Origin of the sequence: Prevotella sp. E9-3 (assembly GCF_022024015.1) — a bacterium.
Lineage (GTDB): Bacteria > Bacteroidota > Bacteroidia > Bacteroidales > Bacteroidaceae > Prevotella.
Genome location: NZ_CP091786.1, coordinates 984,187 through 1,002,346, shown reverse-complemented (window position 1 = coordinate 1,002,346; position 18,160 = coordinate 984,187). Strand labels below are relative to the sequence as shown.

Annotated in this window: 11 protein-coding genes; 6 read left to right on the top strand and 5 right to left on the bottom strand. The window is 50.4% G+C overall.

Going from position 1 to position 18,160, the window contains the following annotated elements; genetic code table 11:
* Window positions 1-12 precede the first annotated feature (12 nt).
* The 4 genes from L6475_RS03595 to L6475_RS03580 all read left to right on the top strand — a co-directional run bounded on the left by L6475_RS03595 (window position 13) and on the right by L6475_RS03580 (window position 4,588).
* Window positions 13-1,008, top strand: coding sequence for a FimB/Mfa2 family fimbrial subunit (locus tag L6475_RS03595; protein WP_237822571.1), 996 nt, complete (start codon window positions 13-15; stop codon window positions 1,006-1,008).
* A 45-nt stretch (window positions 1,009-1,053) separates the two neighbouring features.
* A complete protein-coding gene (locus L6475_RS03590) occupies window positions 1,054-1,944 on the top strand; it encodes a fimbrillin family protein (RefSeq protein ID WP_237822569.1) in 891 nt (296 codons plus the stop codon).
* 65 nt (window positions 1,945-2,009) lie between these two features.
* Window positions 2,010-3,017, top strand: coding sequence for a fimbrillin family protein (locus L6475_RS03585; RefSeq protein WP_237822567.1), 1,008 nt, complete (start codon window positions 2,010-2,012; stop codon window positions 3,015-3,017).
* Window positions 3,018-3,073: 56 nt separating this feature from the next.
* Window positions 3,074-4,588: a fimbrillin family protein gene (locus L6475_RS03580; RefSeq protein ID WP_370641640.1), complete on the top strand. Its 1,515-nt coding sequence runs from the start codon at window positions 3,074-3,076 to the stop codon at window positions 4,586-4,588.
* Window positions 4,589-4,927: 339 nt separating this feature from the next.
* On the opposite strand, the gene L6475_RS03575 is transcribed toward L6475_RS03580, so the two are convergent.
* The 4 genes from L6475_RS03575 to L6475_RS03560 form a co-directional block, all read right to left on the bottom strand.
* The gene (locus L6475_RS03575; RefSeq protein WP_237822565.1) at window positions 4,928-5,257 is read right to left on the bottom strand and encodes a LytTR family DNA-binding domain-containing protein; all 330 of its coding nucleotides are present in this window, start codon (window positions 5,255-5,257) and stop codon (window positions 4,928-4,930) included.
* A 636-nt stretch (window positions 5,258-5,893) separates the two neighbouring features.
* Window positions 5,894-8,296: a glycoside hydrolase family 2 TIM barrel-domain containing protein gene (locus L6475_RS03570; RefSeq protein WP_237822563.1), complete on the bottom strand. Its 2,403-nt coding sequence runs from the start codon at window positions 8,294-8,296 to the stop codon at window positions 5,894-5,896.
* A 14-nt stretch (window positions 8,297-8,310) separates the two neighbouring features.
* The gene (locus tag L6475_RS03565) at window positions 8,311-8,931 is read right to left on the bottom strand and encodes an AAA family ATPase (RefSeq protein ID WP_237822561.1); all 621 of its coding nucleotides are present in this window, start codon (window positions 8,929-8,931) and stop codon (window positions 8,311-8,313) included.
* Window positions 8,932-8,951: 20 nt separating this feature from the next.
* A complete protein-coding gene (locus tag L6475_RS03560; protein WP_237822559.1) occupies window positions 8,952-9,161 on the bottom strand; it encodes a hypothetical protein in 210 nt (69 codons plus the stop codon).
* Between the two features lie 22 nt (window positions 9,162-9,183).
* Between L6475_RS03560 and L6475_RS03555 the strand changes: the two genes are divergently transcribed.
* A complete protein-coding gene (locus L6475_RS03555; RefSeq protein WP_237822557.1) occupies window positions 9,184-10,167 on the top strand; it encodes an ROK family protein in 984 nt (327 codons plus the stop codon).
* A gap of 823 nt (window positions 10,168-10,990) precedes the next feature.
* On the top strand, window positions 10,991-15,541 hold the full coding sequence (locus L6475_RS03550; protein ID WP_237822556.1) for an autotransporter-associated beta strand repeat-containing protein: 4,551 nt from the start codon (window positions 10,991-10,993) through the stop codon (window positions 15,539-15,541).
* A gap of 150 nt (window positions 15,542-15,691) precedes the next feature.
* Here L6475_RS03550 and L6475_RS03545 read toward each other — a convergent pair whose 3' ends face one another.
* Entirely contained in the window at window positions 15,692-17,701 is a 2,010-nt protein-coding gene (locus L6475_RS03545) for a sialate O-acetylesterase (protein WP_237822554.1), read from the bottom strand.
* Between the last annotated feature and the right edge of the window lie 459 nt (window positions 17,702-18,160).

The following is an 18,160-nucleotide window of genomic DNA, read 5'->3' as shown; positions in this document are numbered from 1 at the left end:
ATGAAAACAACAATGATAAAGAAGACATTTAATATCTTAAAGTCCCTCATCCTTACTCCCCTCCTCTTGGGAGGGGTTGGGGGAGGGCTTCTTTGCGCCTGCTATCACGACCAGCATGAATTTACCCCCAACGAGTACGACGGCAAGCCCGTGGGCTATGTCACCCCGCAACTCCTCTGGGAAGACGAGGCCGATGCCGGTACCACCACCATCGACGACATCCGCTTCACCGTCAGCGGCACGGGTGGCACTACCGTCGCCAACCGTTTCAACAATACCGAGGCGGCTGCCGACTGGCTACAGCAGTTGCCCGTGGGCGACTACGACCTGCTGGTGACCGCCGACATGGACGAGGCCCACGGCTACGTGCTTGAAAACGTAGGTGCAGATACCCGCAGCGCGACCCGCGCCGACGAGGAGTTCCACACCGCCCTGCCCGACACCCGCGTGTCGCTCAGTCAGCCCTCATCGTCGCCCGCCCAGGCCTGGTATGCCGTGACCCATGCCACGGTGAAGCCTGACGAGGTGACCGTGGCCGAGTTCCACCTGCAGCGCTTGCTGTCTGAACTGACAGTCATCGTGCGCAACGTGCCGACGGGTGCCGCCATCAGCGCCTCAGTGGAGCGCGTGGCCAGCGACGTGCTGCTGACCCACCGCGACGGACAGGGCCGCTACGGTGTTGCCGACCGCGAGGACTTCCTCACCGTCAGCCTCGGCGCGCTCTCTGCCGACCATGCCGATGCTGCTACCCTGCGCCACGACGACCACACGCTGATGCCCACCGCCGGCGGACAGGAGCGCTGCTACCTGACACTCAGCGTCACCACCCCCGAGGGTACGCGCCTCACCTATCTGGCCGACGCGCCCCGCATGGAGTGCGGCAAGACATACGTCGTGGAGCTCGACTATACGAAGCTACGTCCCTACATGCTGCTTGAAGCCTTCACCATCAACGACTGGACGGAGGGCTGGACCATCAGCGGCGAGATTATCAATCCCGACAAATAATTTTTTAAATTCACCCTAATATTAATTTCTAAAACAATCAGTAAGATGAAAGCATTCAGATTCATCCCCTTGGCTGCCCTCGGCCTGCTGGCCGCAGCGTGCAGCAACGACGAGTCGGCTTCTGGGCAACAGCAGGAAGCCAAGTACATCACCATCGAGGCGAGCATCGGTGCCATGACCCGCGCCACGACCACGGGCAACGCTTCCACCTTCGACGAAGGCGACCAAGTGACGCTCTATGCCTGGACGGGCTCCGCTACGACCGTCCCCGCACAGCGTGTGGTCAACGGCGTGACCAACACCCTCGGTGCCGACGGCAAGTGGACCCCTGCCACCCAGATGCTTTGGAGCGACATGGTGACATCCCACTACTTCCTTGGCATCTACCCGGCACGCACGGTGAGCGACTTCACCGCCGACCCCTACACGCTCGACCCTGCCGACTATGAGGCCAGCGACCTGCTCGTGGCACGCCAGCTCAGTGGACTCATCGCCACTCAGAACCCCGTCTCGCTGACCTTCGACCACGCCATGGCGAAACTCGTGGTGAACATGAACTTCCGCAACCAGTGGAGCCAGACGCCTGCCATCACCTCGTGTGTAGCTACCGCTGCCGGCACCGCCACCATCAACTACCTGGCCCAGACCGTCACCGCCGGTGAGCAGGCCGCTGTATCGCTGCCCGCCGTCACCGCCTCTACGGGCTATGCCGCCACCTACGGCAGCATCATGGTGCCGCAGACGGGCTTCCGTACCGTGGCCATCACCATCGACGGACAGCAGTTCACCTACACTCACGACGAGGACATCCCCCTAGAAGCAGGTAAATACACCACGCTCAATCTCATCGTGGGCCGCAACAAGATTGAGATCGGCGAGGTGAGCATCAACGACTGGACCGAAGGCACCACCATCAGTGGCGGACAGGCCATGTAGTAATTGAGAATTGAGAATTGAAAATTGACAATTCATTTATAAACATTATTTAATTTAAACAGATTATGAGATTCAAAAACATTCTTTACGCAGCCGCAGCAGCCATGGCGCTGACGGCATGCTCCAGCGACGACGAGCAGAGCTTCGTCTCGCAGTTCCCCGAGGACGGCGTGATGCGTTTCACCACCAACCTCGTTGACCCCACGGCTGTAATCACCCGCGCCAGCATCACTGGCAGCGACGTGAACCAGAACGGTCAGCAGTTCCAGGTGAAGATTGTCAACCCCACATCGGCCACCTACAGCTACTTCAATACCGTACAGTACGACGGCAGCGAGTGGACGCCCATAAACCGTATGCTCTGGCAGAACGACCAGCAGAGCATCACCGTGACTGCCGCCTACAAGCAGGGCAATACGTTCAGCGACTATGACTTCATCGTCGGTGCCAACCTCACCGTGGCTGCCGACCAGAGCACCGAGGCCAAGCTGAAGCAGCAGGACCTGCTGACCATGCCGACAAAGACCATCGCCAACCCCTCTATCGAGGAGACGCTGATGCAGAACGGCAAGTTGGTCATCAACTTCTACCACGCCCTGACCAAGCTCGACGTGACGCTGGAGCTGAAGGACGAGTTTTATGCCTTGAACCAGAACACCGCCAACATCAGCGATGTGAAAATCAGCGGCACCAACCTGGGCTATAACTTCAAGGCCATGGAGACCGCCAATGAGAACTACGGCACCGTGACCGACGCCGCTACCCCCGTTGCCGGCGACATCCTGCCCATGAAGGGTACCTGCACCGATGCCACGGCTGACAGCAAGCACAGCACCGCCACCTACGAGAGCATCATCGTGCCGCAGCAGATTGCCGCCGGTGCCCTGACCGTATCGTTCAAGATTGGCACGCGCTCGTTCTCGTGGACCAACACCCAGTCCTACACCCTCGAGCAGGGCAAGCAGTACACCCTGCCCCTCACCGTGGGTAACGACGGCGTGACCGCAGGCTCCCGCGCCTTCACCGTCACCTCATGGGAAGACCAGCCCGGCGACAACCTCGGCACTGAGTAAGTCCTGATGGGTAGTAATAACGAAATAACGTAATAACGAAAAAAAGCAAAAACAATATGAAAGCAACAAAATATCTATCCTTGGCAGCCCTCGCCCTCATGGGCACACTGGCCAGCTGCCAGAGCGACGACGAGGCCACCGCTAACAGCTTCGCCCGTCCCGACAACGCCGTGGGCATCAACGTAAGCGTAGGCTCACTCAAGGCCACCACCCGCAGCAATCCCGCATCGACCGACTTCGACCAGGCGCGCATCTTCAACCAGGGCGACCAAATCAGCGTCAGCACTAACGACCAGGAGGCCGTCATCTTCCAGTGCCAGAACGCCGACCAGCAGACCTGGGCAGAGGCCGAGGCCGGCAAGTTCCTCCTTTGGACGCAGAGCGAGATGACCTTCAAGGCCTACTATCCCGTGACCACCGGCACGTCGATGACCGCATTCACCGTGCCCACCGACCAGAGCAGCGTGGACAAAATCGCCCTTGCCGACTACATGACCCGCACGCAGAACATCTCCCGTCCCGAGGGCGGCAGCGACATCCAGATGCAGTTGGAGCGCAAGATGGCCCGCGTCATCGTACGCATCAGCGGCTTCGGCAGCCAGTACCGTGATGACCAGAAGACCGTCGACAACGTCCGCATCTACAGCGAAGCCAGCGGCATTGCCAACGGCAATCCCACGGGCAGCAGCACTGAAATCCAGCCATACGCACAGGGCAGCAACAATGGGTGGGGCTGGAGTCAGAACTCCACCTTCACCGCCCTCGTAGTGCCTGGCGATGGTGACAGCGGCGCCCGCTTCATTCAGCTGACCGACGGCGAAGGCAGCACCCTCCTCGTGAAGGGCATCCCCGAACTGGAGGCAAGCAACAGCTACACCTTCAACCTCGTAGTGGGTAAGAACAGGATCCTGGTGCAGAGCGTCACCGTAACAGACTGGACCACCGGCGGGCAACTCGCTGGAGGACAGGCTACGGAGAACCTCAGCACCCCGCTTAACAACACCACCACCGCATGGACGGCAGGCACCTTCGCCGTGCCCGCAGGCGGACTGACCTACAGCGATGCCATCACCGTGAGCGGCGACGTGACACTGGTGCTGACCGACGGCACGACGCTCACCCTGAACAAGGGCATCAGCCTGGCCGACGGCGCAACGCTCACCATCCAGGGCAATGGCACGATGAATGTCAACGGCACGGACGGAAATACAAGTTCAACCGTTGGCGGCAACCATGGCACACTGGTGCTGACGAGCGGCACGCTGACAGCCAGAGGAGGCAACGGCGGTAGTGGCGGCAATGAAGATCTGGATGTTCATGGAGGCAACGGCGGCGTTGCCATCAACGGCTCAGTGATCGTCAGCGGCGGCACGCTGACAGCCAGAGGAGGCAACGGCGGTAGTGTCGGCTATGAATGTTTTGAGTGTTCTGGAGGCAACGGCGGCGATGCCATCAGCGGCACTCTGACCATAAACGGCGGCTCAACGTCAGTCAATGACGGCTCTAACGGTTCTATCGGCAGTGAATGTATTGATTGTACTGCAGGTACAGGCGGTAAAGGCCATAACTGACCATCGGCACAGTTAGCTCGCGCTGATGAAAACAATAAGCTCACAAGGTGTCTGACACTTTGTGAGGCCAGTGACAAACCACGGAGGGCGGCTCCCGAAAGCCACGGCGCGGACGGCGCCGCCCTCCTTTTTATCTACAGAAGGAAATAGCGTTCTTTGAACCTATGTACAAACACAACTTGCAAGCACAATTATTTCCTGACGAAATTGTTCTTTCAGGAAATAAGGGCAATGACTCAAAGTGATGTGGGAGTAACCCCTACATCCAGTGTCTACTGCAAGTACGGCCAAGCCGTCCGAGAGCTTCTTCATGAGTACTCTCGGGCGGCTTTTTTCACGTCACTGCTGCTTCGCCTTGATGAACACTCCCTCCATACGCTGGCGGTAGTCACCAGTAGCGTACAGCGGATTCTTGCCAATGTAGTAGCAATTACCCTCAAAGCCATCTATGGCATTCAGATTGACAACCTCCGACCTATTGATGCGTACGAAGTTCGGATGCTCCGTCAGCATTTCCTCAATACGCCACAGTCGATGGTTCACCATTAGGCTTCTCTCACCAGTCAGGAACACGACGCTGCCATTCTCGAAGGCTCTCACCCACAGAATCTCGTCATACCTCACCTTCTCCCACTTCTCATCAGTCTTCACAAAGAAGCCGTCCCTCACTTAACTCTCTAAAAAGTGACAACCTTTTTCCGTTAAGGTCATAGAATTTGACACATTCGCTTGAAAAAATGCGTTAAAACATATAATATTCGTTGGAAAAAGTGCGTTGAGATAGTGGTTATTCGTTTGAAAAAGTGTATCATTGCAGTGCAAGAACTGTTTTGAACCACCCAGAGAAGTATCATGTCAAACAGATTATAAAGTTCGGTGATTACAATATCGGCAGGGAAGGACATTTGTTAACTCTCCCCAGCTATATGCAGTTCCTGCTGAACTTGCAACCAGAAGAAATCGTGCTTGAACCGATGGACATTGATTAAATTAACCGTATGGCATCAGAGTTCCTGGGACAATAGTTATTCGAGATTCATCAAGGAAACTCACGGATTTGCAAATAATCTGCAAATATGTGAGAATAAGTAAACGAAGTGACAAAAATGGCTGGTATTATTGAGGAAATCGGGTGCAGAATGTGCAGAACATGCTCATAATGTTTCCTAAATGTTTCCTAGATTCGCCGTAATGTGCTGATACTCAGTATTCGTTAGCCGCCGCGCAGCCAGCATAAAGAGAAGACACTTGTGATGCATCACAAGTGTCTTTGGATGCATCCAAGTTTTCCGACCCAAACAGCAATTATCTGTCACTGGTTGACATTTTCACCGTGACGGGCTTCAAGCCCGGAGCAGTAGCCGTCAGCGTGACAGGGCCTGCCTCACGAGTGGAACGGAGTATCACAGTACATGTTCCGTTGTAAAGCGAACGGTGGTTTCCAACGGTCAATTCATTCGAATTGATGTCGCCATTGACCACGCCTACAATCCTCGCATTTCCTTCCACTTGGAACGTCACCTCCTCATTGGTGGTCTGAACAACACGCCCTTTCTTATCGACAGCCACTATACGCACATGCTGCAGATCCTGTCCGTCAGCCTTCCAGGAAACATCAGGAATTGCCAGAAGCTTTACTGCCTCACCCGTTGTTTCTATCTGATGGCGTGCCACTTCTTTACCATTGGTGCGAGCTATGGCTACGAGTTTTCCAGGCTTGTACTCCACATCATTCCAACGAATCTGGTTGCGCATCTTTGCATTCTTCACATCGTTCTGTTTCTTACCCAGACTCTTGCCATTGAGTAGGAGTTCCACCTCATCGGCATTGGTATAGGTGATGAGCGACAATTTCTGTCCCGCAATTCTATTCCAATGATCACTCATACCATCATTGCCCGTCTGCACACCATTCCACATCTGATCGCCTTTCTTTTCAATCACCGCAATATGTACAACAGGTTCTTCCGGTTTGAAGAACGACTTCATATAATATGCCTTTGGCTTTGGCTCGAGGTCAAGAGTGAATACGCCCTGGTTCCATCCCTTAGCCGGCCATCCCTGACTTTCACCCAGATAGTCGATAGCGCCCCAATAGGCCATACCAATCACCTTGTCGAGTTCCATCTCAAAATAGTTCTGCCCCATTGCAGCTACCGAGGCCTCACTCTGATAGAACTTCATCCAAGGAAAGCGTTGACCATCGCCAGGAAAATACATATACCTATAATTATATGACTGCACATCGGTAATCATCGCCAAGTCGGCTGGCAGCGAATCGGTTTCCCAGTTGCGATAGCGTGGATGCATAGCCACAGTGACCATTCGGGTGGAATCGTAACGGTTGATGAGTGTACGCATCAAACGATACATCGTCACGCCAAAGTCATTAAAAGGTTGGTTGGGATCCTGCTGCAGTTCATTGCCAAGACTCCACAGCACGACAGAGGGAGAGTTACGGTCACGTTTCACCCATTCAGGAATATCCTGTTGCCAAAGTTGTTCAAAAGGTACTCGCCCCCCAGTATGCTGACGGGTCCACTTGTCATAGAGTTCGTCAACCACAAGAATACCGTACTTGTCGCAAAGTTCAATAAACTCACGACTATAAGGATTGTGTGAGGTACGGATATGATTAATGCCATACTGCTTCATCAACAGGATACGTTTCTCGATGGCTCGCGGATAGGCAGCTGCACCCAGTGCCCCCAGCGTGTGATGGTTGGCATAGCCCTTCAACAACACTTTCTTACCATTCAGCAGCAAGCCCTGATTGGGCACTATTTCAACAGTGCGGATACCAAAGGTGGTCTCCACCTCATCGGCCACACTTCCATCTTCGTACAGCAGCTGAGCCACCACCTTATAAAGATACGGATGTTCTGTATCCCATAGCTGAGCATTTTCAATCTTCACCTCATCACAAAGGTCCTTCTCTACCGTGCGTGCCATGCGATGACGATTAATGGTCTTTCCACCCTCATAGACCAATTGTCCTTCAGGCGAGAACACCTTGACATGCGTACGAGCAGCCTGACGGGTGCGATTGGTGAACTCAGCCTTCACCTTAATATATTTATTATCGCGCGTAGTCACTGAGAGAGCGTGCCTACCGAAGAAGAAATCCTTGCCAGTAGCCACCAGGCGAACAGAACGGAACAGTCCTCCACCCGTGTACCAGCGCGAATTGCCCGGTTCGCGTGTGTCGGCCATCACGGCAATCACGTTCTCACGCCCCAGTCGCAACTTGTCGGTAACATCAATCTCAAAGCCCACATATCCATAGTCTGTTCCACCAATGCGCTCGCCATTCAGATAGACATCGCCGGTAAACATGATACCGTCAAACTGGAGCAACAACCTACGTCCTTTCAACGAGTCTGCGGGCGTCAGGTGCAGTCGATACCAACCTTTTCCCATTTCCTTAAACCCGCGACTACTCAGACGGCTCTTAATATTGGCCGCCACATCGGTGTTGTCAGCTTTCTCATCAGCAGCAGGAGCCACCCACGGCTGTTCAATCTGAAAGTCGTGGGGCACATCAACTGTTCGCCAACCGGCATCACTAAAACTCTCTTTCTCTGCGTTAGTAACATCGCCTGAATGGAATCGCCATCCGAAGTCCAGGCATTCAATAATTCTCTGCTGGCCCATTGTGACGGAAGTACCGGCAATGGCCAGCAGGAATAGAAATAGTCTTGATTTCATTCTGTATTTAGTAGTTATTCAATGCACTTCATAATGAAGTCAACCGCACCGTTCACCCCGAACTTCCGCACGTTGAGTGAGAGGTCGTAGTTGCGGGCGTCCTGCCATTCACTGCCTGTGAAGGTCTTTGTGTAGAGCTCACGCGAGTAGTCATTATCCACAATCATGGCTCCGGCATCGCTCTCTGAGATATTGTACTTTTGTCCAATACGCCGTTTCCTGCAGTCATCATCGGCATGAATGAATATTTTCAGACAGTTGGGATGGTCTTTGAAGATGTGGAATCCGCAACGGCCTATGATGACACACGATTCCTCCTTGGCAATTTTTCTGATGGCATCAGCCTGTGCTTCAAACAGCTGGTGAGACGTCTCGTCCTGTTCCTGTCCGTTATATTCGGCACCTGCCATGTATTGACGATAGAAGTTTGTGAAATCATCACGCCAATGTGGATTGCGTGCTTCTATCTTCTCAACCACATCTTCTACAACACAATAGCGGCGAGCCACCTCATTCAGTATCTGCTTATCGAGTAGTTTCACATTTAATCTGCGAGCCAGTTCAGCTCCGATTTCATGACCACCAGTACCAAACTGGCGACTGATGGTAATCACAAATTTATCTTCCCTGTTCATAAGCATCTTAGGTTAAAAGGTTAATACTGATGTTGCAAAGATACAAAAAACGTGCGAAAAGCCAAACTTTCACCTAAGTTTTTTATATTGTTTCTGAGATATAACTGCAAAGTAGAAGCATGAACTACTTCAACAAATAAATGCTTTTGCTCTTTTTTTTTATAAAAAGGTGATAGCTTTTCATTTTTTTCAGCTATCTTTGTAGCAGTTTTCAAACGCCAATTACTCATTAACATAAAACCCAAAATAATTATGAACGGACAAGTAATAATGAAGCCATACGTGATTGGTTTGGACCTTGGTGGTACAAACTCCGTATTCGGCATAGTTGATTCACGTGGTGAGATCAAAGCCACCACTGCTATAAAGACCGGCGGATACCCCTCAGCCGAGAGCTATGTTGATGCCTGCGTTGAGGCTCTGCAGCCTATCATCGAAGAAGTAGGTGGCATTGACACTATCAAGGCTATGGGCATTGGAGCCCCTAATGGCAACTTCTACAACGGCACCATCGAGTATGCTCCGAACCTGCCTTGGGCTCACGACACCATCGTTCCGCTGGCAAAAATGTTTAGCGACCGTCTGAGCGGCATTCCTGTAGCGCTGACCAATGATGCCAATGCAGCAGCCATCGGTGAGATGGTCTATGGTGTGGCTCGCGGTATGAAGAACTTCATTGTCATCACACTTGGCACAGGCGTTGGTTCAGGTATTGTAGTAAATGGTCAGTTACTCTATGGCAGCGACGGTTTTGCCGGTGAGTTAGGTCATGTAACAATGGTACGCGGTGAAGAAGGCCGTAGCTGCGGATGCGGACGCACAGGTTGTTTGGAGGCTTACTGCTCTGCTACAGGTGTGGCTCGTACAGCACGCGAACTGCTGGCCAAGACCACTCGTCCCTCACTTCTTCGCGACATGAACCCTGAGAATATCACTTCGCTTGATGTTTCAATAGCAGCAGGAAAAGGTGATGAACTGGCTAAGGAGATTTATGAATTCACAGGCAAGATGCTTGGCGAGGCTTGCGCTGATTTTGCAGCATTCTCATCACCTGAAGCATTTATCTTCTTCGGTGGAATGGTCAAGGCAGGCGAACTGATTATGAAGCCTATCCGCGAAGCCTACGATGCCCATGTACTGAAAATCTTCCGCGGCAAAGCCAAGTTCTTGGTGAGCGGTCTCGACGGCGCATCGGCTGCTGTACTGGGTGCAAGTGCTGTAGGTTGGGAAGTATAATCTATAACAAATAAATAATTACGAAGGAAGAAGTATGACCCCGTTGATCATACTTCTTCCTTGTTTTTTTACAGTCCCCCCAAAAGAGCACAACAAGTATATCTATGCACTTTCTGAATGCATATTTATTACATTAAAGCGCGTGAGAATCGCACGGAATTCACCAACTCCATCTTTGGACTTCTCTGTGCGAAATATGAGCAAGTGTTGTGTAAGTTGCGAATTGTTCGCAACCAACTGAACATCAAATACTTACAATTATGAGATTCAAAAAGGCATCTCTTTTTTCTTAAAAGTCCCCGAATATAAGCTGCAATTGAATGGTAGTTATACCGTAATTGAATGAAAACTATACTGCAACTACCATTCAGTTATACTGCAACTACCATTAAGTTGCGGTATAAAACTTAAAGGATTGCGGTATAAGATGCAGAAAATTGCGGTATAACGGCCGTTCAAGAACCCCAAAAGGTGAATTTTGGTTGTCTCTCCGTTCTAGTTTGCGAATTTTATTTGTCTTAATTTTCGAAAATCAAACGGTATATATATACACTTTCAGCGGCTTTTGACATATATTTCCCACGACTGACCATCTAGCAAACTAATGAAATCATTAATTTTATATAGATGGAATAATAAAGACTATATCATGGACTATTTTGTGTAAAAAATACAATTATTCCATAAAAAGCATTGCCGTTTCATTATTATTATTTACCTTTGCAGCGACTAACTATAAGACAAAAGAATTGACTGTTTTTTACTCAAACCTTTATATTTCGTAAAACTATAAAATAATAACATAACAATCCTACCCACAAGAATGAGACGACTATTTATCTTAACAGTATTATTGCTAACACTCATATCAAGTGTTCAGGCACAGCGTACTACCGACAAACTCGATCGCGGACTGGTGGCTGTTCCCTCTGGCAATGGAAGTTTTGTGAGCTGGCGTATTTTCGGTGAAGAATACTACGACACCGAGTACAACCTGTATCGTGACGGACAGAAGGTGAACGATGCCCCTCTGAAGGTTTCAAACTTTACCGACCCCAACGGTAAGGCCGGCTGTAAGTATCAGGTGGCTGCAGTGGTTCGAGGCAAGGAGCAGGAAAAATGTGCTGCTGTGACCCGTTTGAACCAGCAGTACATCCAGTTTGCAGTAGCATCTGTGACCGACCGTGAAGGCAAAGACATGACTGCCGATTGCAACATCAACGATATTGCCTTGGCCGACCTCACCGGTGACGGCGTTTCAGAATTTATCATGAAGCGCAACTACGGTGGCGACTATAACGAGACTGAAGGCAACTATCCTATCAGTAACAAGACTCGCTATAACCATATCGAAGTCTATAACATCAAGGGTGACCGCCTTTGGTGGATAGACTTAGGCCCAAATATGGTAAGCGGTCCTGACGAACAGTATGACGCCGTAGGCTACGACTGGGACCAGGACGGCAAAGCCGAGGTGTTGATGCGTGGTGCCGACAATATGATTATTCACTGTTCGGACGGTACCACTGTCAATATTGGCAACATGAACGTGAATACCCGAAACACTGTTCGCCACGATGACAACAATGCTGCCTACACCAATACAGGTGCTGAATACCTACTGTATCTGGAGGGTGCCACTGGCAAGCCTTACCAGATTGGTTCGGCCAGCTCGCCCAATTGGATTACCTATCCTGTGGCTCGTGGTGATGTGAACGACTGGGGTGACGGTTATGGCCACCGTGCCACCAAGCACTATTTCGGTGCTCCGTTCCTGGATGGTCGCAAACCTTATATTTTCCTTGGTCGCGGATGCTACACCAAACACCACATGAAGGCCTTCAGTGTTGACCCTGTAACCCACAAGTTGAGCCTTTATTGGGAATGGTCGAACAACGGCGGTTGGGGCGATCCATGGTATGGCAACGGCTATCACAACTTCGGTATTGCCGATGTTGACTGGGACGGCCGCGATGAGATCTGCTTTGGTTCTATGGTGATAGACGACAATGGTAAGGGACTTTCCACTACCGGTCTTGGCCATGGCGATGCCCAGCACTGTTCCGACTTCGACCCCTATCGTCACGGACAGGAAATATTCGCCTGCAACGAGGACGAGCCTGCCATGAACTACCGCAACGCTACCACTTCGAAAATATACTACCGCATGGTAAGCACTGGCGATGACGGCCGTGCGCTCTGTGGCAATTTCTCAAACAACTATCCTGGAGCTATTGGCCATTCAAGTCAGTCGGGTACTATCTCTTGCGTGGCCGACAAGCCTATCGATGGCGGCCCCGGCGGTTTTACAAATAACTTCCGCATCTATTGGGATGGCGACCTGCTCGAAGAAGGTCTCGACGGTGCCAACTCACGCGAAGGTGCTGCACGAGTGTTCAAAGGCGACGGCTCTATTGTGTTTACTGCCGATGGTACTGCCAACTGCAACTGGACAAAGAACACCCCATCATCTACTGGCGATATTCTGGGCGACTGGCGTGAAGAAATCGTTGTGCGTACAGCAGATAATAAATTTGTACGTGTGTACACTACTAATTTAGCAACAAAATACCGCAACTACACGCTTTGGCACGACCATCAGTACCGTCAGGGAATGGTATGGGAAACAATGGGCTACAACCAGCCTCCTCACGCCAGCTACTTCCTGGGCGAACTGGAAGGCATCACAGTTGCTCCCCCACCCTTCACGATGACGGGCCGTAAGGAAATAAACAATGGCGGCAGCATTGATGCTTCATACAACGACCAGCACGTGCTGATGTGCGAATATGCCGACACAAAGATCAGTGTGGCCGAAGGAGCCAATCCTTATATGGTAACCTTCAACATTCCTTCTTGGGTTCAAGGCACCAACAGCAACATCACCAATGGCGGTGCAAAGATCAACTACAAATACTATACCTGCGAGGTATCAGGAGCAGCCTTTTCGGGCAACATGCGACTGGTGAAACAGGGCGATGGTATTCTCACCCTGCCAGCCACCGACAACACCTATACCGGTGAGACCAGCATCTGGGCAGGTACACTGAATTTTGACGGCACGCTGAAAAATTCTCCACTCTGGCTAAACCGCTTTGCTGAGCTGAACACCAACGGTACGTTCCGCAGCATCAAGATGGACTACGATGCCAAACTGCGTCCTGGCCACGAGAGTGCTATTGGAACCGTTACCACAGACTCTCTGCTCCTTGGCTTCGGTTCACGCATCATTTTCGACCTTGACGACAGCGGCGAAGATTTGAAGGCCGACAAAGTGAAAGCAAAAATAATGACCATTGAGAAGAAAAACTGGCAGTATGGTCCACAATTTATGGTACCTGTGTTCCAGTTTATTGGACGCAACAGCGATGGTCAGATGACTACAGGCCGCTATCTCATTGGCGAGATTGAGAAAATAGAAGGCGAACTCGAAGACATCCGCATAGAGGGTATGAGCACAACCCAGAAGGCTACTCTTGTATGGGAAGAAGGCAAGCTATACCTGAACATAGAGAACATGCGTTCTGCAACCACCATCACATGGAATGGTAGCGAGAGCGGTGTCTGGGATCTCGACCAAACTCAAAATTTCACCAAAAACGAGGAGAGCGTAGGTTTCGTAACCGGCGATGACGTTCTCTTCAATGACGAAGCTTCCATCTTCAACATCACACTCGACACACAACTCGAAGCCGACACTGTATTCTTCGAGAATAGCCGTGCATATACATTGAAAGGCAACGGCGAACTGAAAGGAAAAACTACACTGGTGAAGAACGGCAAAGGCAGTCTCACCATTCATACGGATAACACCTACACTGGCGGCAACCGCATCTCGGGCGGTACTGTCATCGTTAAATCACTGGCCAATGCCAATCAGCCTAAGGGCAACCTTGGCGCCATGACAACGAATGCCAACAAGTTCATTATTGAGAATGGTGGCGAACTGCGCGCCACAGCTACCGTAACCAATGGCTCGCCCATCCGCTTTGAAACTGAGCAAGGCGGTGTCATCAACAACACCAACGATTTCTTTGTATCAGCAGCCATGTCTGGTACACAGATGACCAAGCGTGGAGCCGGATGGATGAAGCTGAGCCAGTCGAATCCATCGTTGGAACGCATGGTACTCACCGCCGGAACCGTTCAATGTCTGAACGCCAATGTGCCTGCGAAGACGGTTATCTATCAAGGCGGTGAATTGCGTGAAAATACTGGTACCAGCTACGCCGTTAACGTGACCAAGAGCAAGAAAGGAACCTGGTATCTGGCCAACAGTTCTACCTATACAAACAAGGTGACGGGTGAAGGCACATTAACTATCTTCTGCACCACTATCAAGGGTTCTAGCTGGTATGCTACACGTACTCCCATTGCCATGGACTTCAGCGAGTTTGAAGGCACTATTGTTCCACGTTCAAGTCAGGACGATCCCGTGCTGGAACGCTTCACTATGAGCAAGGATGGCAGCATGCCAAAGGGTACTATGGATATCGGTGAGAAAGTAGAGGTTCAGAATAATGGTCGCACCTTCCATATCGGTAAGGTGACTGGTAGCGGTTCTCTGGGCGGCAGTTGTGCTTTTGACAACAACAGTACGCCAGGCGCCAACACATGGAAGGTGGGTAACGATGCCGACTGGACTACAACGGTTCGTATCACCAGCAACGCCAACTTCCAGAAAGTGGGCACAGGTAGAATCACTTGGAATGGAGCCAATACCAATAGCGGCACCACCACTATTACGGAAGGCGAACTGAAGATTGGAAGTTCCGCTAAACTGGGTACAGGCAAACTGACTATTCAATCGGGCGCCATTCTCTCAGGAACCAACAAGTCAACCAATCCACTCGGCAACAGTTCTGTTACGGTACAGGGAGAGGTTCGTCCAGGCTCATACAACGGAGCTGTTTCGGGCAGCATCTTCTTCAACAACAAGAGTGTTACCTTTAATTCAAATTCACTATTAGTGATTGGTGCCAGCAAGAATGCTTCTGCCACTGCCAACGGCTGTACATCTATTGAAGGTATCAACACGCTGACCATGAACGGAACGATCCGCATTGTGCCCAGCAGTTCCAACACACTGGCTGTTGGCGACAGCATCCGCGTATTTGTGGCCAAGAAGCTGAGCGGTACGCCTAAGTTCGATATGCAGGGCGGCATCGATTGGGATACCTCACGCATCAGTGAAGGCCTGCTGATTGTGAAGAGCATCGAACTGGGTGTAAGCGAACTGCGCCGTGACAACAATGCCGATCCTAAAGCCATTTACGATCTGCGTGGCCGTAAGGTTCGCACTGCCAACGAAACGGCCGAAGGTCTGCCTGGCGGTATCTACATCCGCAACGGAAAGAAATTCATCGTTAAATAAATACTACAACTACACACTGCTTCGCTAACTTTTGAAGCAAAACAAGAGAAGCGAGAGGCATCGATTACCTCTCGCTTCTTCTTTTTTATATCACTCTTGGCTTGAAAGGCCTCTAAGCAAAAATCATGTTGTCATAATAGATTCTTCACTCTACAACGCTTTTCTTACGTTGAATGATTTGCCTGCCCAATCATCGGTACGGAAAGGAACGGCAGGCAAGCCCTGCTTGTTCTGAATGTTGCAGATAGGATTCTCATGCCAGGCATAGCGCACAGCCACAGGATATTTCACTTCCGGACAGCTCACTACGATGCTGTTTCCTTCAATTCGAGCCGTAGCCCAATAGAACTTACGGTCGCTACCTGCAATAGCAAAGCCCTTAGGCTGTTCGCCATTACGGGCAGTAAGGCCCTCAGCATGATCAAAGAAAATACGAATTTGTCTGCCTTCAATCTGATAGTTTTTATACACAGGTCCGCTGTATTCAATCTTCTCGCCATAGGTCTTGGCACGTGCCTGCAGAGCCAATCGGCGTCCTACTTCTTGCTTATTGCGTGGATGAATATCAAAAGCATCTCCAATATCAATGGTACATGCCAGTCCTGAGTTTTCTACATGCTGGGCAGTCATGGCCTGTGCCTCGCGTACCTCAGCCCACAGGTCATCACCAGGCTCATTCTGCTGCTGACGGAAATTGGCCAACTGAACGATATAGAACGGAAAGTCTTTGCCCCACTTTTCGCGCCAGTCGCGAATCATCAGGGGTAACAGTTCGCGATACTGATAGCCTTTCTGCTCGTTATTGCATCCCTGATACCAGATAGCACCACGAATTGGGAACTTTATAATAGGATTGATCATAGCGTTGTAGAGTACATTCACTTGATTGGGCTGATTTAGTCGGAGATTGGGGAACGAAGGCATGTTTTTCAATTCAGCCCCCAGCTTGTAGCGCCACTGAGCGGCAAGACTGATACGCAGATTCTTCTTTCCTTTTACAGGCTCAAGATACAGACTTGCCGCATCATGATAGATGCCACCTCCACCAATGATGTCAATCACTCGCACGGCTATCACATTGCGGCCCGCCTTTACCAAGCGACCGGGAATGGTATATTTTCTGTCCAGTCCGTAGTCGAACATCTCACCCACAGACTCGCCATTGAAGAAAGTGTAGTCGATGTCATCTACCCATCCCAACGACAATACCAAGTCTTTTCCGGCCATTGACTTGGGGATGTTCACCACATGGCGATACCACATCACACCATCGAAATCTCCTAATCCCATCTTTCCCCACTCGCAGGGCACATCCACGGTTTTCCATTTAGAGTCGTCGAAATCAGTGGAAGCCCAAACAGCTTTGCCGTTCTTATAGCCAGGATCAGTCAGTTTCTCTTTCTTGCCCCACTCGCTCATCGTGGCACTATAGAAAGCCAACTGTTGCTGTTTGTCGGCTGGAATAGCTTGCACTTTTGCTATTTCCGGACGCATTTCGGGATATTGGGCCAAAGCGTCGGCACTCGTCCACGGTTCAATGAAAGTTCCTCCCCATGAGGCATCAATCAGTCCAACGGGCACATTTCTATACTTATGGATGTCGCGACCGAAGAAATAGCCCGTAGCTGAAAACTCTTTTACACTGGCAGCTGAACATACTTGCCATCCTCCTGCTGTGGTCACTACCTCATCGCTGGGTTGTGTTTCCACATGGCGTTTCATCTGCAGCAGTCGGATATTCTGATACTGATTAGCCTCCTGTTTTTCTTCTTCAAAGTTCAACACACGTCCCCATCCATCGATAGGCATCTCCATGTTCGACTGTCCAGAGCAGAGCCACACCTCGCCTAACATCACATTTTCGAGGGTTACTTTCTGACCGTCGCTGATAGTCACCGTATAGGGACCTCCGGCTTCAGTGGTACGCAGAGTGACCTTCCAACGTCCGTTCTCATCGGCTTTGGCAGATACCGTCTGATGATTCCACGATGCCGTAACAGTCACCACCTTTCCTTTCTTGGCTGTTCCCCAAACGGGCACCTCAGCCAGTTGTTGCATCACCATATTACTGGTAAACAATTCGGGGAGTACAGGTTTTGCACCCGCCCCCATCACTGCCATGAGCGACAGTGAAAGTAGAAATAAACTTTTCTTTTTCATTCTTCTTACTATTTATTTTGTTAGCAATTTATAGCTGATTTATTATTTTCGACGACAAAGATAAGACATAATAAACGAACCACCAAAAACCTGCAGCTCAATCAAAACCGTTTGACCCATTAATTATATAAATTGGTCTAATTTTTACACACTAAAACTAACAATTTCGAAGAAAATAGACGTTTTCCGTACACTTTTAATCAAGACACAGCTCAAAGTTTTGCAAATTTATAAATATTGTATACTTTTGCATCACCAACGCCATTAAGTTTAAAAAAAACTAACGGATTTAATTAAACAAAACGAGTATGAAAAAAATTACTCTAATTTCAATGATGCTACACTGATTAGTGAGTACTTGTGAAATAAAACATTTTGTCTGTAATCAGACAATCATCTATAAAAAAGTGTCGCAACGGGAATTTCCGTTGCGACACTTTTTCTTAGTGAACTTTCCTT

What these genes read in the sequence shown, in the direction of transcription:
- L6475_RS03555 (WP_237822557.1), top strand. Translation starts at nt 9,184, where the DNA reads ATGAACGGACAAGTAATAATGAAGCCATACGTGATTGGTTTGGACCTT.
- L6475_RS03545 (WP_237822554.1), bottom strand. Translation starts at nt 17,701, where the DNA reads ATGAAAAAGAAAAGTTTATTTCTACTTTCACTGTCGCTCATGGCAGTG.
- L6475_RS03590 (WP_237822569.1), top strand. Translation starts at nt 1,054, where the DNA reads ATGAAAGCATTCAGATTCATCCCCTTGGCTGCCCTCGGCCTGCTGGCC.
- L6475_RS03595 (WP_237822571.1), top strand. Translation starts at nt 13, where the DNA reads ATGATAAAGAAGACATTTAATATCTTAAAGTCCCTCATCCTTACTCCC.
- L6475_RS03565 (WP_237822561.1), bottom strand. Translation starts at nt 8,931, where the DNA reads ATGAACAGGGAAGATAAATTTGTGATTACCATCAGTCGCCAGTTTGGT.
- L6475_RS03570 (WP_237822563.1), bottom strand. Translation starts at nt 8,296, where the DNA reads ATGAAATCAAGACTATTTCTATTCCTGCTGGCCATTGCCGGTACTTCC.
- L6475_RS03585 (WP_237822567.1), top strand. Translation starts at nt 2,010, where the DNA reads ATGAGATTCAAAAACATTCTTTACGCAGCCGCAGCAGCCATGGCGCTG.
- L6475_RS03550 (WP_237822556.1), top strand. Translation starts at nt 10,991, where the DNA reads ATGAGACGACTATTTATCTTAACAGTATTATTGCTAACACTCATATCA.
- L6475_RS03580 (WP_370641640.1), top strand. Translation starts at nt 3,074, where the DNA reads ATGAAAGCAACAAAATATCTATCCTTGGCAGCCCTCGCCCTCATGGGC.
- L6475_RS03560 (WP_237822559.1), bottom strand. Translation starts at nt 9,161, where the DNA reads ATGAGTAATTGGCGTTTGAAAACTGCTACAAAGATAGCTGAAAAAAAT.